This is a genomic window from Pseudomonas sp. P7759 (assembly GCF_013386445.1).
Lineage (GTDB): Bacteria > Pseudomonadota > Gammaproteobacteria > Pseudomonadales > Pseudomonadaceae > Aquipseudomonas > Aquipseudomonas azotoformans_A.
In genome coordinates, this window is sequence record NZ_JACART010000094.1 from 1 (window position 1) to 22,829 (window position 22,829).

19 protein-coding genes are annotated in these 22,829 nt (G+C 62.7%); 12 read left to right on the plus strand and 7 right to left on the minus strand.

The genetic code is table 11. The features are described from left to right. Positions 1–72: 72 nt before the first annotated feature. The gene (locus HX823_RS31010; RefSeq protein WP_061436027.1) at positions 73–702 is read right to left on the minus strand and encodes a LysE family translocator; all 630 of its coding nucleotides are present in this window, start codon (positions 700–702) and stop codon (positions 73–75) included. Positions 703–1,325: 623 nt separating this feature from the next. Between HX823_RS31010 and HX823_RS31015 the strand changes: the two genes are divergently transcribed. Genes HX823_RS31015 through HX823_RS31070 form a run of 12 tightly spaced genes read left to right on the plus strand, consistent with a single transcriptional unit; the run spans position 1,326 to position 16,695 of the window. After that, a complete protein-coding gene (locus HX823_RS31015) occupies positions 1,326–2,765 on the plus strand; it encodes an undecaprenyl-phosphate glucose phosphotransferase (RefSeq protein WP_038845014.1) in 1,440 nt (479 codons plus the stop codon). After that, the gene (locus tag HX823_RS31020) at positions 2,765–4,225 is read left to right on the plus strand and encodes a mannose-1-phosphate guanylyltransferase/mannose-6-phosphate isomerase (RefSeq protein ID WP_033899682.1); all 1,461 of its coding nucleotides are present in this window, start codon (positions 2,765–2,767) and stop codon (positions 4,223–4,225) included. The genes HX823_RS31015 and HX823_RS31020 overlap by 1 nt, the downstream gene beginning before the upstream one ends. Before the next feature lies 1 nt (position 4,226). Further along, positions 4,227–5,138 carry a glycosyltransferase family 2 protein gene (locus tag HX823_RS31025; protein ID WP_038845015.1) on the plus strand — a complete coding sequence of 304 codons (912 nt, stop codon included), beginning with the start codon at positions 4,227–4,229 and terminating at the stop codon, positions 5,136–5,138. Between the two features lie 29 nt (positions 5,139–5,167). Next, positions 5,168–5,944, plus strand: coding sequence for a polysaccharide biosynthesis/export family protein (locus tag HX823_RS31030; protein ID WP_177078441.1), 777 nt, complete (start codon positions 5,168–5,170; stop codon positions 5,942–5,944). A gap of 14 nt (positions 5,945–5,958) precedes the next feature. Beyond that, positions 5,959–7,950: an exopolysaccharide transport family protein gene (locus tag HX823_RS31035; RefSeq protein ID WP_177078443.1), complete on the plus strand. Its 1,992-nt coding sequence runs from the start codon at positions 5,959–5,961 to the stop codon at positions 7,948–7,950. Next, complete coding sequence (locus tag HX823_RS31040; RefSeq protein WP_177078445.1) at positions 7,950–9,140, plus strand: glycosyltransferase; 1,191 nt, start codon at positions 7,950–7,952, stop codon at positions 9,138–9,140. Before HX823_RS31035 ends, HX823_RS31040 begins: the two co-directional genes overlap by 1 nt. Beyond that, positions 9,130–10,458, plus strand: coding sequence for a cellulase family glycosylhydrolase (locus tag HX823_RS31045; RefSeq protein ID WP_177078447.1), 1,329 nt, complete (start codon positions 9,130–9,132; stop codon positions 10,456–10,458). Before HX823_RS31040 ends, HX823_RS31045 begins: the two co-directional genes overlap by 11 nt. A gap of 8 nt (positions 10,459–10,466) precedes the next feature. Then, the gene (locus HX823_RS31050; RefSeq protein ID WP_177078450.1) at positions 10,467–11,684 is read left to right on the plus strand and encodes a glycosyltransferase family 4 protein; all 1,218 of its coding nucleotides are present in this window, start codon (positions 10,467–10,469) and stop codon (positions 11,682–11,684) included. Beyond that, on the plus strand, positions 11,675–12,778 hold the full coding sequence (locus HX823_RS31055) for a glycosyltransferase family 1 protein (protein ID WP_038845025.1): 1,104 nt from the start codon (positions 11,675–11,677) through the stop codon (positions 12,776–12,778). Before HX823_RS31050 ends, HX823_RS31055 begins: the two co-directional genes overlap by 10 nt. A gap of 2 nt (positions 12,779–12,780) precedes the next feature. After that, on the plus strand, positions 12,781–14,208 hold the full coding sequence (locus HX823_RS31060; RefSeq protein WP_177078452.1) for an O-antigen ligase: 1,428 nt from the start codon (positions 12,781–12,783) through the stop codon (positions 14,206–14,208). Then, the gene (locus HX823_RS31065) at positions 14,208–15,617 is read left to right on the plus strand and encodes a lipid II flippase MurJ (protein ID WP_177078454.1); all 1,410 of its coding nucleotides are present in this window, start codon (positions 14,208–14,210) and stop codon (positions 15,615–15,617) included. The genes HX823_RS31060 and HX823_RS31065 overlap by 1 nt, the downstream gene beginning before the upstream one ends. 22 nt (positions 15,618–15,639) lie before the next feature. Then, positions 15,640–16,695, plus strand: a complete 1,056-nt coding sequence (locus HX823_RS31070; RefSeq protein WP_038845031.1) for an acyltransferase family protein — start codon at positions 15,640–15,642, stop codon at positions 16,693–16,695. A 21-nt stretch (positions 16,696–16,716) separates the two neighbouring features. On the opposite strand, the gene HX823_RS31075 is transcribed toward HX823_RS31070, so the two are convergent. The 6 genes from HX823_RS31075 to HX823_RS31100 all read right to left on the minus strand — a co-directional run bounded on the left by HX823_RS31075 (position 16,717) and on the right by HX823_RS31100 (position 22,773). Next, complete coding sequence (locus tag HX823_RS31075; RefSeq protein WP_177078468.1) at positions 16,717–19,080, minus strand: TonB-dependent receptor; 2,364 nt, start codon at positions 19,078–19,080, stop codon at positions 16,717–16,719. Between the two features lie 139 nt (positions 19,081–19,219). Next, positions 19,220–20,179 (minus strand): FecR domain-containing protein, encoded by a 960-nt coding sequence (locus tag HX823_RS31080; protein WP_177078456.1) that lies wholly within the window; start codon positions 20,177–20,179, stop codon positions 19,220–19,222. Further along, complete coding sequence (locus HX823_RS31085; protein ID WP_016974821.1) at positions 20,179–20,691, minus strand: sigma-70 family RNA polymerase sigma factor; 513 nt, start codon at positions 20,689–20,691, stop codon at positions 20,179–20,181. The genes HX823_RS31080 and HX823_RS31085 overlap by 1 nt, the downstream gene beginning before the upstream one ends. Before the next feature lie 112 nt (positions 20,692–20,803). Continuing rightward, entirely contained in the window at positions 20,804–21,385 is a 582-nt protein-coding gene (locus HX823_RS31090) for a DUF4174 domain-containing protein (RefSeq protein ID WP_033899659.1), read from the minus strand. A gap of 164 nt (positions 21,386–21,549) precedes the next feature. Beyond that, entirely contained in the window at positions 21,550–22,182 is a 633-nt protein-coding gene (locus HX823_RS31095) for a glutathione S-transferase (RefSeq protein WP_177078458.1), read from the minus strand. 12 nt (positions 22,183–22,194) lie between these two features. Continuing rightward, the gene (locus HX823_RS31100; protein ID WP_177078460.1) at positions 22,195–22,773 is read right to left on the minus strand and encodes a GNAT family N-acetyltransferase; all 579 of its coding nucleotides are present in this window, start codon (positions 22,771–22,773) and stop codon (positions 22,195–22,197) included. Positions 22,774–22,829: the final 56 nt, after the last annotated feature.

Below are 22,829 nucleotides of genomic sequence, written 5' to 3' on the forward strand. Positions count from 1 at the left end.
CGGCCCAGCCCAAAGTAACCCGCCGTAAGGGCGGAACCCATATCAGCCATCACCCAAACAACGGATATGTACTCAGGATGGCCGAGACATCACCGCCAAACGCACCGCCAGCACCGTCAGCACTGTCGCCAACCCCCACTTCTGCAGCCAGGCACCTTTCGAGCGCCTGGCAAAAAACCGGCTGAGCGCTCCACCAAACACCCCCAGCAGCACATGAAACACCGCTGCAATCAAGGTCAGCACGCCCCCCAGCACCATCAACTGCACCGCAATAGACCCCGCCTCCGGCCGTACAAACTGCGGCAAGAACACCAGAAAAAACAGCAAAGCCTTGGGATTGAGCAAACTGTTGAGCATGGCTTGCAGAAACACCCGCCCCAAGGGCACACGGCTGACATGCACAGCGTCGCCTCCAGCATTTTTCTGTAACGTCTTGAACACCAACCACAGCAAGTAGACCACCCCGGCATACCGGATCAGGTCAAAGGATGGCGGCCAACTGGCAACCAACGCCGTCACCCCAGTAGCGGTCAAGGCGGTCAGTAGCAGGTCCGCCACGCCGATACCCAAGGCCGACGCCATCCCACCCCGCCAACCGTGGGTCACGCCATGGCTGATCACAAAGGCCATGTTCGGCCCCGGCGATAGCAGCAACAACAGCACAGCACCGGAAAATACCGCCAGGGTCGCAAGGTCGATCATGCTCAAGCCCTCCCCGTGAAAAGCCTGCAGATTAGTCGGTGCCCCTGGAGCGGACAAAAAATTGTGCTGGATACAATGCTCTGCGGTAACTGCGAATGGCCAGGCGACTACAACACTGTCGGCACTGCCTCGCGAGGCAACTTCTACGGTAAACCGCATCATTTCATAGTTACTGTTGCAGACAACTTCCCTTCAGGCGAAAGCCCCGCAGACAGGGCACTTAGTGCGCCCTGCCAACCCCCTTCTGTCCCCCTTTCCCACCTCGTCTCGAAAAAGGTTTTTCCATTAAGCAGGAAAAATCTCACATTTGTTCCTACACTCAAAAACACACCTGATGACCGAGTGTTCAGACAAGGAACGTCAATAAAATGCCGAAGAAAAGACTCATTAACCTGTCTAGCATGCTACCTCCGCACCATAGTCAATTCATTGACTGAATACAGTAAGGGAACACTCCTTTAGTCACTACCCCCGCAAAATCCCTTCAAATGGATAGCTGCATTTGGAATGGAAAGTTGCGTATTACCCAGAGTAGCCGTTTGACCTGCGCTCTAAAGCAACTCTCTGCTTTAGTGAAAAAACCGTCGAACAGTTACGCCTGGAGTGCAATGAGGGATGTTTTTATGCGAGAGAAGTCGTCCGTCGACAGTTTGTTTCTAACACGCGCCGGTTTTGTTGAGTTCTTTGTTGTTTTCGTCAAGTTGATCCATGGCCTGACGGCCATTTTGCCCCCACTGGTCCTGGTGCTCTTCCTGGACCCGATGGACCCTGAGCTGCGCGCCCATTTCCTGGGGCTGCTGGTGTTCTTTGCGGTCCTGACCATTATTCTGTTCCAGGCCCTGGGCATCTATTCCGAAGAATTGTTCAGCAACCGGCTGCGCCTGAAAACCAAGATCAAGGCCTGGACGGCGGCCTTTTGCATCCTGCTGTTCATGTACCAGATCCTGCAGTTCTTCCCGCAATTGACCCCGCGCAACCTGGTGACGTGGTACGTGGCCAGCCTGGCGCTGTTCTGCCTTGAACGCCTGGTGATGTTGCGCCTGTATCGTCGGCTGATGCGGTCTGGCAAATACCTGCAACGCACGGTGATCCTGGGTTTTACCGACACCGCTGTGCACGTCGCCGATCACTTGCAGCGCAACGGCGATATCCGTTCCGGCCTGATCGGCTTCATCGACGACCGCACCGAGCGCATTCCCAAGGAGCTGAGCAACCTGCCCCTGTTGGGCAACACCCGCGACCTGGAAAAACTGATCCGCGCCGAGCAAGTTAACCAAGTGATGATCTGCCTGCCCTGGGCCGCCGAGCAGCGCATCCACGGTTTGGTCAATCGCCTGCGGCAGTTGTCGGTGAATGTAATGCTGGTGCCGGACATGGCCGCCCTGCGCTACGGGCACAGCAAAATCACCGACGTGGGTGGCATCCTCATGTTCAACACCTCGCAACTGCCGTTGCGCGGCTGGTCGCCGGTGATCAAACGCTGTGAGGACTTGCTGCTCGCCAGCCTGGCCTTGGTCGCTCTGTCGCCGGTGATGCTGGCGACAGCGATTGCGATCAAGCTCGACTCCAAGGGCCCGGTGCTGTTTCGCCAGAATCGCTATGGCTACAACGACAATGAAATCCGCGTGTTCAAGTTCCGCTCGATGTACACCGACCAGAGCGACTTCACCGCCGAACGCCAGACCACCCGCGCAGACCCGCGAATCACCCGCGTGGGCCGCATCATCCGCAAGACCAGCATCGACGAGCTGCCGCAACTGTTCAACGTGCTGCTGGGCAACATGTCCATGGTCGGCCCGCGCCCACATGCCACGGCGACCAAGGCGGCAGGCGTTCCCTTTGAAGTGGCGGTCAGCGAGTACAGCTCACGGCACCGAGTCAAGCCAGGGATCACCGGCTGGGCACAGATCAATGGTTACCGGGGCGAGACCGACACCCTGTTCAAGATCCAGAAACGTGTCGAGTACGACCTGGAGTACATCTCCAAATGGTCGGTGTGGTTTGACTTGTACATCGTCTTCATGACGGTCCCGGCCGTCCTTTCCACCAAGGAAGTCTATTGATGAATACCCTCAACGGATTAATTCCCTGCATCATTTCCGGTGGTTCGGGCACGCGGCTGTGGCCGGTGTCCCGGCAGAACATGCCCAAGCCGTTCATGCGCATGCGCGACGGCCAGAGCCTGCTGCAAAAAACCTTCCAGCGCGCGGCCAAATTGCCCGGCGTGGAAAGCGTGTTGACGGTGACCAACCGCGACCTGCTGTTCCGCACCCTGGATGACTACCGCCTGGTCAACAAGGCCCACCTGCCCCTGGATCTGCTGCTGGAGCCGTTCGGCCGCAACACGGCGGCGGCGATCGCCGTGGCTGCGTTGCACGTGCAGGAACACTTCGGCGGTGACGCGCAGTTGCTGGTGATGCCCGCCGATCATTTGATCCTCAACGAGGTGGCGTTCGCCGAAGCCGTGACCCAGGCCCGCGACCTGGCCGAAGCCGGCTACCTGGTGACCTTCGGCATCCAGCCGGATCATCCGGAAACCGGCTTTGGCTACATCGAGCAAGGCGAGCCGTTGAGCACGGGCAATCGGGTCAAACGCTTTGTCGAAAAACCCGATCTGGCCACCGCCCAGGCCTACCTCGACGGTGGCAAACACCTGTGGAACGCCGGCATGTTCTGCTTCAAGGCCAGCACGCTGGTGGACGAACTCGCCGCCCATGCGCCCGACGTGCTGGAGGCCGCCCGCGCCGCGCTGGACCACAGCCAGAGCCTGCAGAACAAGACCTCGCGCCAGCGCGAACTGGACTCGGAGGCCTTTGGCAGCGCACCGGATATTTCCATCGACGTGGCACTGATGGAGAAGTCCAAGCAAGTCGCCGTGGTGCCCTGCGACATCGGCTGGAGCGACATCGGTTCCTGGGAAGCCCTGCGCCAGCTCACCCCCAGCGACGCCCATGGCAACCAGGTCAATGGCGAAGCGATTCTGCATGACGTGCACAACTGCTACATCGACTCGCCCAAGCGCGTACTCGGTGCCGTGGGCGTGCGCGACCTGATCATCGTCGACACCCCGGACGCCCTGCTGATCGCCGACGCCCACCGCAGCCAGGATGTGCGCTACATCGTCGCCGAGCTCAAGCGCCAGAACCATCCGGCGTACAGCCTGCACCGCACGGTCACCCGGCCTTGGGGCACCTACACCGTGCTGGAAGAAAGCAGCCGTTTCAAGATCAAGCGCATCGTGGTCAAGCCCCAGGCGTCGCTGTCGTTGCAGATGCACCATCACCGCAGCGAGCACTGGGTGGTGGTCAGCGGTGCGGCGCAGATCACCAACGGCGAGCGCGAATTCCTGATCAACGCCAACGAGTCCACCTACATCCCCGCCGGGCACAAACACCGCCTGACCAACCCCGGCATCATCGACCTGGTGATGATCGAGGTGCAGAGCGGCGAATACCTGGGCGAGGACGACATCGTGCGCTTCGACGACATCTACGGGCGCGCCCCGGCTGAAGTGAAAAAATGATATGCGTACGTCTCTGATCATCCCGACCCGTAACGCCTCCAGCCACCTGGCACGCCTGCTGCCGGCGCTGCGCATGCAAACCCTGCAACCTGACGAGATGCTGGTGGTGGACAGCGCCTCCAGCGATGACACCGTGGCGCGCTTTCGCGAGTTCGGCGCACGGGTCGAGGTGATCGACGCGCGTGATTTCAACCATGGCGGCACCCGGCGCTGGGCCAGCCAGCAGGTGGGCGGCGATGCGCTGATCGTCATGACCCAGGACGCGATTCCCGCCACCCCCGAGACCTTCGCCAACCTGCTCGCCGAATTGCAGCAGGACCCGCTCAACGGCGTGGCCTACGGTCGCCAGCTGCCCCACCCCGATGCCGGTGTGCTGGGTGCGCAATCGCGGCACTTCAATTACCCCGAGCAGAGCCGCAGCAAAAGCCTGGCCGATGCGCCGGAGTTGGGCATCAAGACCTGCTTCAGTTCCGACTCGTTTTCCGTATACCGGCGCAGCGTGCTGGAAGCAGTGGGCGGTTTTCCAGCGGATGTGATCGGTAGCGAAGACGCCTTTGTCGCTGCGCGCATGCTGCTTGAAGGCTACAAGGTGCGCTACGCCGCCACGGCGCTGGTGCATCACTCCCACGATTACAAACTCATGGATGAGTTTCACCGTTACTTCGATATCGGCGTGTTCTACGGCCGCGAACCGTGGATCAAACAGGCCTTTGGCGACGCGGGGGGCGAAGGCAAGCGCTATGTGCTGGCCGAACTCGCGGCCTTGCGCAAAGCCGGGGCCTTGCACCGCGTCCCCGAAGTGCTGGTGCGCAGTGCATTCAAACTGCTCGGCTACCGGCTGGGCCATCTGGAGCGTCGCCTCCCCCTCGCCCTCAAGCGGCGCATCAGCATGTTTCCCGGTTATTGGAGGTGAGCATCATGACCTACAGGAAGTCCCCCTTGATGAAACGAACCCTGCTCGTCGTGGCCATGATGGCCCTGGCCGCCTGCAATACGCCGGCACGCATCGTCCCGCCCGATGGCAAGACCGTCGAGGAAGGCAAGCGCGCCCTCGAGCAGCTTGCCCAACTGCCACCGGCGGTGGAACGCATCCGCATCGGCGACCAGCTGCGCATCGTGCGCGATGCCGGCGAAATGCCGACGCTGTCGGCGTTCAACGTCAGCACCATTTATGAGTTGACGCTGTACACGGTGCAGACCGACGGCAAGATCAACTACCCGTTCCTGGGGCCGGTGCAGGTCGCCGGTCGCCAGCCTTCGGAACTGGCCACGGAGTTGACCGGCAAGCTCGCGCCGATCTACCGCGAACCGCGCGTGACGGTGAACATCAACCAGGCGCCGGGCAGCTCGATCATCGTCGGCGGCGCGGTGAACAACCCGACGGCGGTGCAGATCGGCACGGCCAACACCCTGGAGCAGGCCATCCTCGGTGCCGGCGGGGTCAGCCCGGCGGGCAATGCGAGCATGGTCGCCCTGCTGCGCGAAGACGCCCAGGGCGCGTATCGCGCGTACTTCCTGGACTTCAGCCAACTGCTCAAGACCGGCCCCAACGGCCGCAAACCCGTGCGCCTGCAACGCGGCGATGTGGTGTTCGTGCCCAAATCCAACGTGGGCGAGCGCATCCAAGGGGTGGATACCTACATGAACCAACTGATCCCGTTCACCAAGTCCATTGGGGTGGGCTACAACTACACCCGAACCAGCGGCGGCAATAACTAAAGGAGCGACATCCCATGATCGAGATCCGTTCTTTTCGTGATCTTCTGCGCTTGTTCTTCATCTTCCGGCACGAGTTCAAACTCGCGGCGATTGCCGCGCTGGTGATCATCCTGCTGGGGGCGTTCCTGCTGCCGGCCAAGTACGAATCCACCGCGCGGCTGTTGGTGAAACCGGGGCGTGATTCGACCTTGCCCATCGAGATCAGCAACCGCCAGGCGCTGGTGATGCCCAGCACCCAGCGCGACCCGATTGTCGACGAGGAGCGCCTGCTCACCGGCCGGCCCATCGTGCGTGCGGTGGCCGAGCATTACCTGGAAGTGATCGAAAACGCGCCGCCGCCGGAGGGCTTCTGGAAGCGCACCAAGTACTACGTCAAGAGCGGCGTGGGGGCAGTGTTCGATGGCGTGCGCGTGGTCATGGAAACCGTGGGTATCGTTGAGAAAACTACCCCGGTCGAACGCCTGGCCGCCGGCCTGGAGAAGAACTTCGAAGTGAGCCACGCCGCCGGTTCCACGGTGATGGACATCACGTTCAAGTGGAGCGACCCGGAAATCGCCCAGGCGGTGGTCAAGGATTGGGTCGAGACCTACATCAACGAGCGCACCGAGGCCTTGGGCCGCAAGAGCCTGTATGCCTTTTATGAAGGCCAGGTGGCCAACAGCGCGACCGAGATCAAGAGCTACAAGGAACAGATCCTCACCCACTTGAACGAGATCGGCGCGGCGAGCATCACCGACCGCCTGGAAGACTTGTCCGAGCGCATCAACGTGCTGCGCGGCGAGACCTTCAACACCACGCGGCTGATCGCGTCCTCCGATAGCGCCATTGCGAGCACGCGCACCCAGCTCAAGGGCCAGCCCAAGGAAGTCACCACGGTCCGCCAGATCGCACTGAACCCGCAGCAGCAGGATTTGCGTCGCCTGCTCAACCAGAAGCTGCTGGAAAAGGCCGACATGATGCGCACCTACACCGACAACGCGCCGCCGGTCAAAGCCCTGGACGCGTCGATTCGGGCGATGCAGGTGCAGGTCAACAGCGAGGCCAGCACCGTGCAAGCCTCGGAGAACCGTGCGCCGAACACCCTGGAAATCCACTTGCAGCGCGTGTTGCTGGATGAAACCAGCAACAACCTGGCGCTGCGCACCCAACTGGTTCAACAGCAGAAACAACTGGTGAACCTGGAAGCGCAACGCAAAGAGGCCCTGGAGATTGAACCGGAGCTGGCCCGCCTCTCCCGCGAGCTGAACACCACCGAGCGCAACTACGCGCTGTACGTGGATAACCTGGAAAAATCGCGCATCGACCGTGAGCTGGACAACAGCCAGATCAGCAACATCGCGGTGATCGAAGAAGCCACCCTGAACCCGGGTCGTATCTTCCCGAAAACCCTGGTGATGCTGGTGTTGGCGATCCCGTTTGCCATCGTGGTCGGCCTGCTGGTGATCTACCTGTGCTACCTGCTCGACCAGCGCATTCACGACGGTGGCCTGGTGGAACGCAAATTCGGCCTGCCCCTGTGGACCACCCTGCCGGAGCTGGACACCTCCACCGCGCAAAGTACCAACGCGTTCAATGCGAGCATCTACCGCTTGTACAGCCTGCTGCAGCCCGACCGCATTGCCGAGCAAGGCCTGACCCTGGGCCTGACCTCGGCGCGCCACGGCGAAGGGGTGACCTTTGTGGTGGAGCAACTGCGCCAGTTGCTGCATGAAAACGGTGTCAATGTGCGGGTCGGCGGGCTGGAAGCCGCAGCGCCGGGTGAAGTGGTGCTGCTCGACGCCTCGGCCCTGCTGGACAACCGCGATGCGTTCGTCAACCTGCGCCGCGCCGACCTGATCGGCCTGGTGGTGGAAGCGCGCAAAAGTACCGTACCAGTGGTGGAACATGCGCTGTCGATCCTCAACACCGCGTTTGGCAAGGTGGACGGCATCATCATCAACCGTCGCAAGTTCGAAGTGCCGGGCAAAGTGCTGCACACCATCGGCAAATACCGGGGAGCGTTCTGATGCGTATCGCCCTGCTCGCGCCCTTGCCGCCGGAAAAGAACGGGATCGCCGACTACGCGAACCATTTCCGCACGGCACTGGAACAACTCGGCGTGACGGTGCTGACACCGTTGGCCGGGGTGGCGGGCAATTCCGAGGCGATCCAGCACGCTATCGCGGCGTTCGACTGGCAATCGGTCGACCTGGTGCACGCTGAGTTGGGCGGCGGGCGGCTGGGGGAATTCCTGGCCTTGCGTGAACTGCGCAAGGCCTACCCGCAGCTGCCGTTGACCGCCACCGTGCATGACCCCGAGCGCATGGTGTGGCGGCGTGAACACCTGCCCTTCCCCTTGAACCTGATGGAACGTTTGCCGAGCCCATTGCCCCAGGCGGCAGTAGTGCTGGCAGACCCGTTGACCCTGCGCGAAGAACGCCAGGTCGCCAAAGGGCTGACCCGGCTGGTCACCCTCACCCGCCTGGGCGCCGACTGCTTGACCCAGCGCATGCAACTGCCGGCCGGCAAAGTCGCGGTGATCAACCATGCCAACCTGGCGATTGCACCGGCGCCGCTACCGTCACTGGACACCCTGCGGCTGCTGTATTTCGGCTTTATCTACCGTGGCAAAGGCATCGAGGACCTGGTGCAAGCCTTGGCGGATGTGTTCAAGCAAGCCCCCGAATTGCGCGACCGCGTGCGCCTGACCCTGGCCGGCGGCACGGCCGCCGAAATGGCGTTTGGCACGGGCGGCAACTACCTGGAACAGTTGAACGCACAGATCGCGGCACAGGGCCTGACCGACGCCATCGACTGGCGCCTGAACCTGCCGGCCGATGACATCGCCCAGACCATCCAGGCCCACCATGTAATGGTGCTGCCCTACCGCGAATCGAAAAAACTCGGACTGCTCGGGCGCCAGCGCGGCACCAGTGGCGCGTTGTCCTGGGCCACCGCCTGCGGGCGCGGCGCGATCACCTCCGATGCGCGCGCGTTTGCCGAGGAAGTCGCCAGCGGCAACGGCGCGATCTACCCCGAAGGCGATGTGGCCGCACTGGGCGAACAGCTTTTGCGCCTGGCGCGCACGCCATTGCTGGCGCGGGATTGGGCCGAGCGTGCCGGGGAAATCGGTCGCGAACGCCTGTGGCCGTTGACCGCGCAGAAATTCAAACAGCTCTTCGAGCAGGCCATCAGCGGAGCCCCTTATGGCGCGTAAACGCACCTACCTTGCCACCTTTGCGCTGGTTGCCGCCCTGGGCCTGACCGCATTCTTATGGGGACGCCAAGCGGACGCCGAAAGCCATGTGCTCAAGGGCAGCAAGGAGGTGGTGTGGAAGGATTTCCTGGGGGTGAATGCGCAGTTCCTGTGGTTCAGCCCCGAGCGTTACCAGAAGCAGATCGACCGCCTCAAGGCCCTGGGCCTGGAATGGGTGCGCCTGGATTTGCACTGGGATCAACTGGAAACCGCGCAGAACCAATACAAGCTCGCCACCCTCGATGAACTGGTGGGCAAGCTGCAACAGAACCAGATCAAGTCGGTGTTTTACCTGGTGGGTTCGGCACGCTTTATCACCAGTGCGCCACCGCTGTCGCTGTACCCGGACCAGTACCCGCCAAAAGACCCCAATGTGTTCGCCAACCGCATGGCGTTGCTTTCCCAGCGCTACCCCAGCGTCGAGGCCTGGCAAGTCTGGAACGAGCCGAACCTGATCGGCTTCTGGCGCCCGGTGGCGGATCCTGCCGGCTACGCGAACCTGTTGACCGTCACCACCCACGCCTTGCGCGCGGTGAACCCGACCAAACCGGTGGTCGCCGCCGGCATGGCGTTCTTCAGTGAAATGCCCAACGGCCAGACCATGTTCGATGCCTTGGGCGCGCTGGGCGTGGTCAGTCTGAACACGATCATCTCCTACCACCCCTACACCCAATTGCCCGAAGGCAACGACCCGGCCAACCTGGACTTCATCGCCAAGACCACCCAGCTGAACCAGGCCCTGCGCAACGGCGGTGTGCAAACCTTGTGGAGCACCGAGTGGGGCTGGTCGACCTACAAGGGCCCAAAAGACGCTCAGGACATCATCACGCCACAGGCACAGGCCGACTACGTGGTGCGCCGCCTGGCGCTGATGAGCGCGATGGATTACGACAAGATTTTCCTGTTCACCTTGAGCGACCTCGACCAGCGCGCCAGTGTGCGTGACCGCTCCTATGGCTTGCTCGACATCGACACCAACCCCAAGCCGGTCTACACCGCGCTGAAGAACTTCCTCGATGTCAGCGGGCCGAAGCTCACGCCGGGCGATCCGCCGGCTGCCGACGCATTGCCCGACGGCCTGTTCAGCATCGGCTGGACCCGCACCGACGGCCGCAAGCTGTGGTTCTTCTGGTCGGCCCAGGGCGGCAACGCGCACCTGCCGGGCTTGGCCAGCGCCACCCTGTACGACCCGCTGCGCGGCACACAAACCCCGGTGAGCGGCACCAACGGCCTGACCGTTCCGGTCAAGTCGAACCTGCAAATTCTGTTATGGGAGTGAGGCCTGCCATGCGCATTTTATGGATCCTGCCCTACTCGCCCTGGCCCGCCACCAGCGGTGGCAAGACGCGCCAGTTCCACCTGCTGCGCAGCCTGGCCGCGCGTGGGCATCGGATCACCTTGCTGCTGCATGACAAACACCCGGTGTCGCTCACCGACCGCCAGGTGCTGGAGGCGTTTCTCGAGCAACTGATCATCCTGCCACGTCGCCCGTTGCGCAGCGTGAAGACGCTGATCGCCGGGCTGTTCGCGCCCTACCCGCTGCTGGCCAGCGTGAATGGCTTGTCGGGCGCGTTGCAGGACTGCTTCAACCAACTGCTCAACGAACACTGGGATGTGGTGCAGATCGAGCACACGTACACCTTTCAACCGTATGAAGATGCGCTGGCGCGTAAATCCCAGCCGTTCGTGCTGACCGAACACAATGTCGAATCCGCGCTCGGCGCGGCCACGTATGACCGCCTGCCAGGCTGGTCGCTGCCGTTCATTCGCTACGACCAATGGCGCTACACCCGCTGGGAACGTCGGGTGATGCGCCAGGCCACGCAGGTGGTGGCGGTGACCGACAGCGATGCTCAGATCCTGGAAACAATCGCCGGCAAACCGGTGTCGGTGGTGGTCAATGGCGTGGATTGCGATCACTTCGCAGCCGCGCGTCCCGACCCGTCGACTCGCCGCGTGCTGTTCCTTGGCAACTACGAATACGCGCCCAACGTGGACGCCATCGAGTGGGCCCTGGATGAAATCCTGCCCAAGGTCTGGGCGCGTTGCCCGGACGCGCGCATGAGTGTGTGCGGCTTCGGCATGCCGAACAGTTGGCGTGAGCGTTGGCCGGATCCGCGCATTGAGTGGCAGGGGTTCGTACCCAACCTGCTGAAATTGCAGTCGAGCTGTTCGGTGTTTCTGGCGCCGTTGCGTCACGGCGGCGGTTCCAAGCTCAAGGTGCTGGAGGCGTTGGCCGCCGGCTTGCCATTGGCGAGTACCGAGCAAGGCGTGTCGGGGTTGGACCTGGTCGAAGGCCTGGACTACCTCGGCGGGCAGACCGCCGCAAGCCTGGCCGATGCCGTGGTGCGCCTGCTGCAATTTCCCGACGCCGCCGCGCCCATGGGCGAAGCCGGCCGTGCCTACGTGCGCCGCGCCCATGACTGGAGCGTCGCCGCCAGCCAGTTGGAAAAGGTGTACGCCAGCCTGTCGCCCCTGACTCACAAGGAGCCCGCATGCGTGTAGGCCTGGATTACCGCACCGTCGGCACCTCGCCGCAATCGGGCATCAGCCGCCAGGTGTACGCGCTGGAAAGCGCCCTGCACGGTCTGCCGGGCATCGAGCTTGAGCGGTTTACCGTGGCGCCCCTGGGCGATGAAACCCGTTTGCAGGCTCATTGCCCGGCCTGGGGCTGCGCCAAGACCGCGATGCACCAGCCGCAGAATCGCCTGCGGTTCGAGGCTGGTTTTCTGCCGCGTGCGTTGCGTGAACAGCAGATCGATTTGTACATCAGCACCTTCAACATGGGCCTGCCTTTGCCGCCCAAGCCGAAGGGGCTGCGCACGGTGGTGCTGTTGCATGACCTGTTTCAAATCACGCTGAACAACTACCACGCCAACCGCCTGAAGGCGCTGATCTACAAGACCTGCGATCGCCTGTCGATTGCCTACGCGGTGCACAGCGCCGACCGGGTGTGGACGCCGTCGCAATACAGCGCCGATGAAACCGCGCGGTTGTTTCCCAAGGCGGCCGGCAAGATTCGCGTACTGCCCAACCAGGTCGATGGCTTTGCCGACCTGGCGGCGGACCTCAGCGCACGCCAATTGCCCGAGCACTTTTGGTTGCTGGTGGGCACGCGTGAGCTGCGCAAGAACGTGCCGTTCCTGGTCGACGCCTGGCAGAGGGCGCGGCAGCAATCCCCCGCCGTGCCGGAGTTGGTGCTGGTGGGCAGTCTTGAGCATTTGCCCGAGGCCCAGCGTACCCTGCCGGGGATACGCGCACTCAGTGGCGTGTCGGACGCCGAATTGCATGCGCTGTACCGCCAGGCCTCGCGCCTGTGGCAGCCTTCCTATGCCGAAGGTTTCGGCCTGCCGGTGATCGAAGCCTTGAGCGTCGGCACCCCGGTGGCGGTGGCCAGCGGTACCTCGCTGGATGAAATCACCCCGCCCTCGGCGCCGCGTTTTTCGCCCACCGACGGCCCGGCGTTGACGCAACTGATGCTCAGCCTCGGCGAACGCACTGAAGAAGAATCCCCCGAGCAACACCGGCAATGGGCGCAACGCTTCAACCATCACGCCTATCGCCGACGCCTGGCCGAATTGATCGAGGAACTGAAGTGAGAATGACCCTGCCCAGCCTCGTCGCCATCCTCTTCGGCCTGTTGTTTGGCGCCGTTGCCCTGTTGTTGTCGCCGGCCAAGGCGTTCCTTGCCGTGATCGGCCTGGCCGGGGCGGTGACCATCCTGCGCTTTCCATTCTGGGGCCTGTTGCTGTTCGCGCTGGTCGCTACGTTTATGCCGTATTCCACGATCAACCTGGGCATTCGCAGTACCGTCAGCGAAGCCATTTTGGCGATGACCTGGGGCGCCGTGCTGTGGAACAGCTTCCTGGTACGCCTGCCGGATACGCCGAGCCTCACCCGGCGCCCGACCGACCAGATGCTGTTGTGGCTGATGCTGTTCAGTGTGTTTCCCTTTATTGTCGGCCAGGTCACCATCCACGCCGACAGCAGCGGCGTGGCCAACTGGCTGCGTTGGTTGCTGAACTTGTCGGGGGTGTTCCTCTGCGCCAAGCTGCTGGTGGACCACAAGCACCGCGAGTCCCTGGTGATCGCCCTACTGCTGGGCAGCCTGGCCATGCTGGTGCTGTCGATCGCGGTGTTCGTGCGCACGCGCTCCGGGGCCGGCATCGCGCCAGTGCTGGCGCTGTTCAACTACGGCAACTTCGACATGCTCAAATTCGGCCTGGAGGCCATGGCTTCGCGCATGGGCTCGCCGTGGATGCACCCGAATGCCATCGGCGGGATCATGGCGCTGCTGCTGCCCCTGGCCTTCTGTTTCGGCATGACAGAACAGGGCTGGAAACGTGCATTGGGCCTGGGCGTGGCGTGCCTGGGCGCGGCGGCCTTGCTGCTGGCGAGTAGCCGTGGCGCGATGGTCAGCCTGGCGTTGGTGCTGCTGTGGATGGCCACGCGCCGGGTGCCCTACACCGGGCGCCTGCTGATGATCGGTGCGGTGCTGACCGTCGTACTGGTGATGGCGTATCCGCCATTGCAGGAACGCTTGGCGACGATCTTCTCTTCGAGCAATGCCAGTACCGAAGTGCGTTTCGACGAATACCGCATGTTCCCCCAGGCGGTGGCGTCGTACCCGTTCGGCATCGGCTTCAAGGTCGACCCACCGGTGCCCGACACCCACCTGCTGGGCATCTCCAACCTGTGGCTGAACTACATCTACAAGACCGGCATCGTTGGCATGCTGTTCTTCATCGCGGTGACCGTGCGCTGGTGGCGTGAAGCGCGCCCGGAACGCGGCCCGATCCGCCTGACCAAAGACAATGCGCTGTGGCTGGGCACCACGGCCGGGATTCTCTCGGCGCTGGTCAGCGGCCTGTTCGACCACTACTTCAGCTTCGCCGTGGTGATGGTCGCGCTGTTCTGGCTGATGGTCGGCATCAACGTGCTGGAGGCACGCCGGTTGTTTCCGGCACGCCTACCGCAGGTCAAACCGGTGGTCTTTCGCAAACCCGTGCTTGATGGCGCCAAGCCCTGATGCTGGGTTCCGCCGTCTGGCTGACGCTGGCGACACTGCTGGGCCTGTGCCTGGGCTTTGCCCGCGAATGGTTGCTGGTGGCGGCCTGGGGCGCGGGCGAGCGCAGTGACGCATTCCTGATCGCGCTGTTTTTACCGGAAGCGCTGCGCATGTCACTCGCCGGCGGCGTGCTGAGTGCCGCGGCGCTGCCGCTGTACCTGGCGCGCAAGGACCACGAACGCCTGGGCTGGCTGGCCGTGTTGTTCCCGGCGCTGCTGCTGATCGCGCTGGTCACCAGCCTGTTGCTGACGCTGTTGGCGCCGTGGCTGGTGCAACTGCTCGGCCCGGGCTTGGCGGCGAGTGCCACGGCGCTCGCCAGCAGCAACTTGCAGATCGTGGCCTGGTGCGTGCCGGGGCTGATGCTGCACGCGCTGTTCAGCATCCCGTTGCAGGCCAGCGAACGGTTTGTGCTGGCCGGTCTGGGTTCGTTGTTGTTCAACCTGCCGCCGGTAACCTATCTCGCCCTCGCTGGCACCACGACCCAACCGCACTCGCTGGCCCTGGCCTGCCTGGCCGGCAGCCTGTTGATGCCGTTGGCGCTGCTGCCATCGATGTGGCGCCAGGGCTGGCGGCCGTGGCGCTGCCAATGGTCGCTGGCGCCGCTGCGGGAGTTGGGCCAGCGCATCGGTCCATTGTTGCTGAGCAACGGCGCCAGCCAAGGCTTGGCCCTGATTGAACGGCTGGTGGCGTCGCTGCTGGGTGAAGGCGCGGTGACCTGGGTCAACCTGGCGCGCAAGCTGATGAACCTGCCGCTGATTGCACTGATGAGCCTCAACCAAGTGCTGCTGGGCATGATGAGCCGCCGCCAGGGCGATGAACGCCTCGCCCTGCTCAAGCGCGGCCTGGAAACCGCCAGCGTACTGACCCTGCCCGCCGGTGTCGGCCTGGTGGCAGCGGCCCCGAGCCTGGTGGCGTTGCTGCTGCCCAAGCAATCGCTGGACTCGCCGTTGCCGCTGCTGCTGGCCTGGTTTGCCGTGCCGTTGGTATTCGGCGCCTGGAACGCTTTGCTCGCGCGGTATGCCTACGCGGCCGGGGACACGCGCCAGCCACTGCGCTGCGAATTGCTCGGCAGCCTGGTCAACGTGCTGCTGCTCGGTGTACTGCCGTTTGTGTTCGGCTTGGCGGGGATTCCGTTGGCGGCATTGGCCGGGGTGATCTGCACCGCGCTGCTGCTGATGCAACGCCAGGCCTTGCTCGGCGCCCTGCCTTGGGCGCGGAGCTGGCTGCTCAGTGCCGTGCTGATGGGCGTCGCGGCGTTGGCGCTGTTTCGGATTGAAGGCGTGTGGCTGCAACTGGGGCTGAGTACCCTGGCCGGCGCCGTGGTGTTGCTGGGCATGGGGCTGTGGCTCAAGCCGTGGCGCAAGGCATGAATGATCGATCGGGGATAGGTGGATGAAACATCGTTGGATTCAAATGGACATTGCCAAGGGCATCGGCATCCTGATGATCGTGTACGGTCACAGTTGGTTCGTGGCGAACTCGCTGGAGCTGCAGTACCCGATCATCGCCTCGTTCATCTTGCCGTTGTTCTTTTTCCTCTCCGGCGTTTTTTTCAAGCCAGAGCAGCCGTTTGTGGAGATGGCCGTGCGCAAGGCCGATGGCCTGCTCAAGCCGTTTTTCTTCACCATGCTGGTGTATGTGATCGTCCGCGACGTGCTGCGCGGCCAACCCCTGCTGCCGGACATCGGCGGCGTGCTGTATGCCTCGGTGGATACCATTCCCTGGCAGGCGCTGTGGTTTCTGCCGCACTTCTGGGTGGCGATCCTGTTCAGTTGGGTGATGCTGCGCCTGATCCAGCGCCTTAAGCTGTCACTGCCGGTGAGCTGCCTGCTGATGGCTGTACAACTGTTGATCGGCATCTGGGTTCTGCCGTGGTTCTGGCAAATACCGGTGAGCGTCGGCGGGCAGACCTGGACGTTGCCCGGCCTGCCCTTCGGCCTGGAAATCACCCTGATCAGCAGCACGTACTTCATCTGCGGTTACCTGCTGCGCGACTGGCTGCGTCGACATGAGGGATCGTGGCTGGGGCTGCTGATGTCGGTGGCGTTGTTCGCCGCCGTGTTCCTCTACAGCCACGCCACCATGGACCTGGCGCAGCGCCGCTACGACCACTGGCTGTGGACCAGCCTGCTGGCGGTGCTCGGCGTGTATGCGTGCTGGTCGCTGGCGCGGGTGCTGATGGTGTCGACCGTCATCACACGGGCGATGACCTACATTGGCCAGAACACCTTGATCCTGCTGATCTTCCACGGCGAGATCCAGCACAAGACCGTTGACCTGCTGGAGCGCCTGGGGCTGCACGCACTTGTCGCGGCCTGCGTGGGTTTCGTGGTGGCTGTGGTGGTGCCTTTGTTGATCGGGGAAGTGATCAAGCGGGTGGCGTTTTTGCGGTTTTTCTACTTTCCGTTTCCGGTGCGCAAGGCGCCTGTCGCAAAAACGGCGCCTTGAGGGCGCCGTTCAATCGCTACGTCAGAAGTCGTATTTGACGCTGGTCATCAGGTTACGCGGCGGCCCGTACATGCCGTGGTTGCCGGCGTAGCTCAGGTATTCACGGTCGAACAGGTTGTTGAGGTTCAGCGAGGCGCTCAGTTTGGGGGTCACGTCGTAGCGCACCAGCAGGTGAGTGATGGCGTAGCTGCCCTGGCTGAAGGTGTGCAGGTCTTCCCCGACCTTGCTCTGCCAGTTCACCCCGCCGCCCACGGTCAGTTTGTTGAACGCGCCAGGCAAACGGTAGGAGGTAAAGGTTTTCAGGCTCTGGCGCGGCAAGGTGGTGACGATGCGTTTGTCGTCGGCATCGGTGCTGACCGCATAAGCATAGCCGGCGGAGGCCTGCCAGCCGTCAGCGAGTTCGCCGTTGAGTTCCAGCTCCACGCCTTCGGTGGTGGTGCCCTGCTCGTTGCGATAGGTGTTGCCGCCCGGGGTATCGATCCAGATGGCCAGGTTGTCCTGCTCCAGCTTGAACAACGCCAGGCTGGTGTTCAGCTTCTCGTCGAAGAAGCTGCCTTTGAGGCCGACTTCATACCCTTTGCCCTCCATGGGCGGCAGCGCCTTGTTATTGATGTCGCGTACCCAACTGGCCTGAGGGTTGAAGATTTTGGTGTAGCTGGCATACGCCGACCAATTGTCGGTGAGGTCATACACCACGCCAGCGTAAGGAATATAGACGCCGGTTTCCGATTCGTCGGAGCGTGTCGCCGTGCCGCCGTAAGGGCGGTCTTCGGTTTCGCGCTTCCAGTCGATCACGCGGCTGCCGAGGATCACGCTCAGGTCATCGGTGACCCGCAGCCGCGTGCTCAGGTAAGCGGCGTACTGGCTCTCATCCACCGAGGATTTACCGGTGACATTGAACACGGGCTTGGCTGACTGGCCGTCCCAGTTGAGCAGGTTGTCGATGGCACCGGCAGGCGAGCTGGAATAGTCGTAATGCCATCCGCCGTAACTCGGTACGCTTTCCTTATATTTTGACAAGGTGATACCCGCGATCAGCTCGTGCTCACGGCCGAGCAGGTCGAAGGGGCCGGTGGCGTAAAGATCGAGGTTGTCCTGGCGCGGTGTACCGGAGAAACGCACCGGCAATTGGGTGGTGCCGCTGCCATCCGGGTTGAGGGACCCGTTGACGTAGTTGAAGACTTCGTCGAACTGGTTTTCGGTGTGGGTGAATTCGGCCTTGGCGCTCCAGCCGCTGTCGAACTTATGTTCGATCGCCGTGAAGAAGCTGGTCTGTTCATGATCGTTGTAGGACCAGGCCGGAGCGGTGCTCAGCGAACGGTTAAGGTTAGTGCGCGAACCGTCGGTAAACCGTGTGGGTAAACCGGAACGCGCTGGCGAATCGACGTCGGTGCGCAGGTAGCTGAAGCCCAGGGTCAGCAGCGTGGCTTCGCTCAGGTCGAATTCGGTGATGCCATAGAGCAGTTGGGTTTCCTGCTTGTAGCGGTCGATCCAGGCGTGTTCAGTCTTGTAGTCCGCGACCAGCCGGCCGCGCACATTGCCGGTTTCGGTCAGCGGGCCGGAGACGTCCAGGCCCGTGCCATAACGGTCCCAGGTGCCCCCTTCAGCCGTGACGCTGGCGCGAGCCTCGGCCGTCGGGCGTTTGCGGATCAGGTTGATGGTGGCCGCCGGATTGCCCATGCCGCTGATCAGGCCAGTGGCGCCGCGCACGATCTCGACACGGTCGTACATGGCCATGCTTTGGGTGTAGTTGTCCATGCGCGTGGCGGTGGGCACACCATCGATTTCGAAGTTCTGGATCTGGAAGCCAAGCGAGAAATAACCGTCACTCTCCGAGCCCAGGCCATCGCGCAACACAATGATGCCGGGAGTGGCATCGAGGGTGTCACTGAGGTTGGTGAGGCGCTGATCATCCAGGCGCTGGCGGGTCATTACGGTGAGCGACTGCGGGGTTTCCCGAGGCGTCAGATTCAGGCGCGTCGAGCTGCTGGACGACTGCGTGGTATAGGAACCGGTGCCTTCGGTGGTCGAGCCCGGTGCCTTGCCCGAGATCGATACGGTGCCCAGTTGCAGCGCGCCACCCGCCGGGCGTGGCTCCAGTGAATAGGTGTTACCGCTGCCATGCACCGCTTGCAGATCGCTGGTGCTGAGCAGGATCGCCAGGCCAGTGTCCAGGTCATGCCGGCCGTGCAGGCCGGGGCTGGTCTTGCCATCCGTGAGCGTCGCCGGGTACGACAACAGGATCTGACTGGCCTGACCGAACTGATTGAGCGCCCCGGCCAACGAGCCGGCCGCAATATCGAAATCCAGGTCCGGTGCCGCTTGAACCCAGGTCGACGTCAGCAACAATGGCGTGGCGACCGTCACGCTGGCGATGCCTTGCATGACGGCCAGGGCCAGAGAGGTGTTCAACGTTCTGCGATGTGGTGTGCGTGGCTGCATGCCCAATTCCCCAGTGAAGGTAGTGTCTGGGGATATAAGTCTCGTGAGAAACGCAAACGGACCACCCTGGCGCGAACTAAATTCAAACCCGGTTCTGGCGGGGGTTGAGGGTGACCCAGAAACGTGTGAAATGCTGCACTTCCAGCTTCAAGGTCTGCCCCAACGCGGCAAGGATGCGGTCGGTGTCGGACAGCGGATAAGTGCCGGACACACGCAAGCCTCGCACGGCCGGGTCACAGGTCAGGCGCCCGCGCCGGTAGCGGCTCAACTCGTCGAGGAAGTCCTCCAACCGCATGCCTTCGGCGACGATCATGCCCCGGCTCCAGGCCAGCTCGCCATCTCGTTGCGGACGACGGCCGAGCAAGGTGTGGGCATCAAAGCTGACCAGCTCATTCGCTTGCAGCACCAGGCTGCGTGACGGGATCTGCACCGACAGTGCGCCCTGGTCGGCCCCCAACTGGGTAAAGCCATCGCGCTGGCGCACGCTGAAGCGACTGCTGACGGCACGGGTCAGGCCCTCGGCGGTCTGCACCCACAGCGGACGGGCGTCGGTGAGGTTGGGGTCCACCAGGATTTCACCGCGCAGCACCTGGATTTTCCGTACGTGCGCCGTGTATTTCACATCAATGGCGGTGTCGGTGTTGAGCTGCACCTGGGTGTTATCCGCCAGGCCGATGCGCCACTGCTCGCCGACGGTGGTGCTGTAGTCGCTGGTCCAGTGCTGCACCAACGCCGTGTCTTTGACGCTCCAGGCAGTAGTGCCCGCCGCCAGCAGCACGGCAAGGTGCTTGATCACTCGACGACGGGACATTGCCGGCAGCAACGTTGCGCGAGCCAAGGCCTGATGAGCCGGCGCGCGCACGTCTTGCATGCGTTGGAGAAACCGCTGGGAATGCTGCCAGGCCAGTTCATGGGCCGGGTCCTGCTCGCGCCAGCGCTGCCAGTCGGCGCGGGTCTGTTCAGTGACGTCCGGCGCCTGTAATTCCAGTTGCCAGTGCATCGCCTGCTCGGCGGCTTCGAGGGATAACGGCGATGGGTTCATCAACGTTGGCTGTCCAGCAGGATGCACTGCGCACCCGCCTTGACGATGTAGCGCTTGACCGTGGTAACGCTGGCGCCGAGGCGCTCGGCAATCTCGCCGTGGCTGAGACCATCAAGCTGCGACCACAGGAATGCCTGGCGCACCGGCAAGGCCAGGCGGCTGAGCACTTCATCGAGGGCCATCAGGGTTTCCAGCAGAATCCACTGGGTTTCGGCGCTGGGCGCAGACTCTTCCGGCAACAGGGCCAGGGCTTGCAGGTAGGCTTTTTCCAGCTTTTGCCGACGGAAATGATTGGACAGCACACTCTGCGCCACCTTCGCCAGGAAACTGCGCGGCGCCAGAATTTCAACCGGCTGGTTTTTTGCCAGCAGCCGCAGAAAGGTGTCCTGAGCCAGATCGGCGGCACTCTGCGGGCAGTTCAAGCGACGCCACAGCCATTGCTGCAACCAGCGATGTTGTTGGCGGTACAGGGTGGCCAGATCAGTGGGGCTTACCGCAGGAGTCGAAGACATGGAAGGCGCGCGCGAAGAATGAGGCGTAAATGATAACGGTTATCATATTCTTCGTTGCGTCGATGCTGCAAGTTTCTGCTGCAGGAGCCGGCTGGCCGGCTCCTGGCGGGGGTCAATCGTCCAGTGGTTGCGGGGCTGCGTGCTTGGCGGGTTTGCCGGCCTTGGCACCGGGTTTCGCCGCCGGAGCAGCGGCAGCCGGTTCAGGCTCGGCGGGAGCGGCGGTTTCTTTCTCGGCCATCGGCATCTGGTCGATGGCGCTGAAGAACTCCTTCAGGTCGAGGGTATCCGGTGGCACGGTCTTCTCGACTTTCTTCTCGCCGTCCTTGCCCACCAGGATCACTTTGGTGCCACTGCCGGCACCCAGTTTGAGGGCACGGATCAGTGCATTCGTTTCCGGAGGCGTGAGCTTTTTATTGTCCTTGGGGTCCTTGGCGAACTTCTCGCCTTCGGCGCCGATGCTGCCGAACTTCACGGTGTAGAACACCATGTTGCGTTCTTCGAAAGACTGCTTGGTCGCAGGCTCGTCCAACTGTTTCTTGAGGGTCGCCAAGGTGTCGTTGCCGGAATCAAGCTCTACCACCACCAGCGGCCGGGCCTTGCCCAAGTCTTGCTTGAGCGGGTTGATATCATCAGCAGCCAACAGCGGCCCCGTAAAAGCCATCAAGGTAGCCAGGGTCAGCGACCGGATGAGCATGCGCACCTCCTTTGTATTCCATGCAGGGTTCTTGAGTTTCATGTCTGCGACAGTCAAATTCAAGGATGATTCCTACACCACTTTAAGAAAGCGTAGGACAGGACGCCCGCTACGCAAGGGTTTGGTAGGCTCAAGTGTCATTGTTTCCACTGATTTCGGAAACATCATGAGACCTTCCACTCGGGCCAATGCCGCGCAAATACGGGGGCGACGATGGGGTCGGCATCCACCTGCGCCAGGCTCTGGGCAAAGCCCGGCGCCAGGCCGTTCAATGCCTCTCGCGCTTCATCCCAGCGCGACACCGCTGCCGCCATGAGGCCCAACGCATTCGGCACGCCGTTGGGCGCAAACAGTTGCTCGTCGAACTGATCGGCGAACACCACCCAGGCCTGATGCAGGTAACGCCGGGTGCCCGTCACCAATTGCGCCTGCACGGTTTCGTTGACGTTGCCGAGCCAGCGTTGCGGATAGTCGATGATGCCGATGGCCGAGTAACAATTGGCCGCGATGTACACCAGCCCGCGAAGGATCTGCGCACGGTTACCGGCCAGCAGGTCCGAGGCGGGATATTCCAGGCCCAGGTGGATCAGGATCGCGGCACTTTCCGTGAGCACCTGGCCATCGGCGGTGACCAGGGTGGGCACCTGCTTGAGCGGGTTGATCCGGGCCAACTCATCACTGCCCTCACCCTCCGCCCAAGAGGCCGCGTCCACCCGTCGCCACGGCACTGCACAGCGTTGCAGGGCGATTTCGATCATGCAGGAGCCGGATTCGTCGATGCCATACAGCGTGTACATGGGCTTTTCCTCCTAGCGTTGCAGTTTGGCCTGCAAGTTCGCCTTCACCTGCGGCCATTCAGAATCGATGATGCTGAAACGCACCGAGTTGCGCTTGCGTCCGTCGGGCATGATGCGTTCGTGGCGCACGATGCCTTCCTGCACGGCGCCGAGGCGCAGGATCGCGGCGCGCGACTTTTCGTTGAGCTCATCGGTGGTGAATTGCACGCGCACGCAGTCGAGCACTTCGAACGCGTAGGTCAGCAACAGCAGCTTGGCTTCGGTGTTGATCGCGCTTTTCTGCGTGGACAGCGACAGCCAGGTATGGCCGATTTCCAACTTGCGATTGACCCGGTCGACCTTCCAGAACCGCGTACTGCCGACCACTTGGCCGTCTTCACGACGCACCAGGGTGAACGGGATCACGCTACCGGCGTCACGCCCCGCCAGGGCGGTGTCGATGTACTTATCAACCGTGTCCGGGCCCGGTACGTTGGTGACCTTCAGGTTCCACAATTCGCCATCGGCGGCGGCGTCGAGCAAGGCAGCCCTGTGTTCCCTTTGCAGGGGCAGGAGTTCGACCGTGGTGCCGGTCAGTGTGATCAGGGTCATGGTGGCAGCGCCGTCTGGGTGGTCATCAGAGACAGAGAGTGCAGGCTGCCACCCTG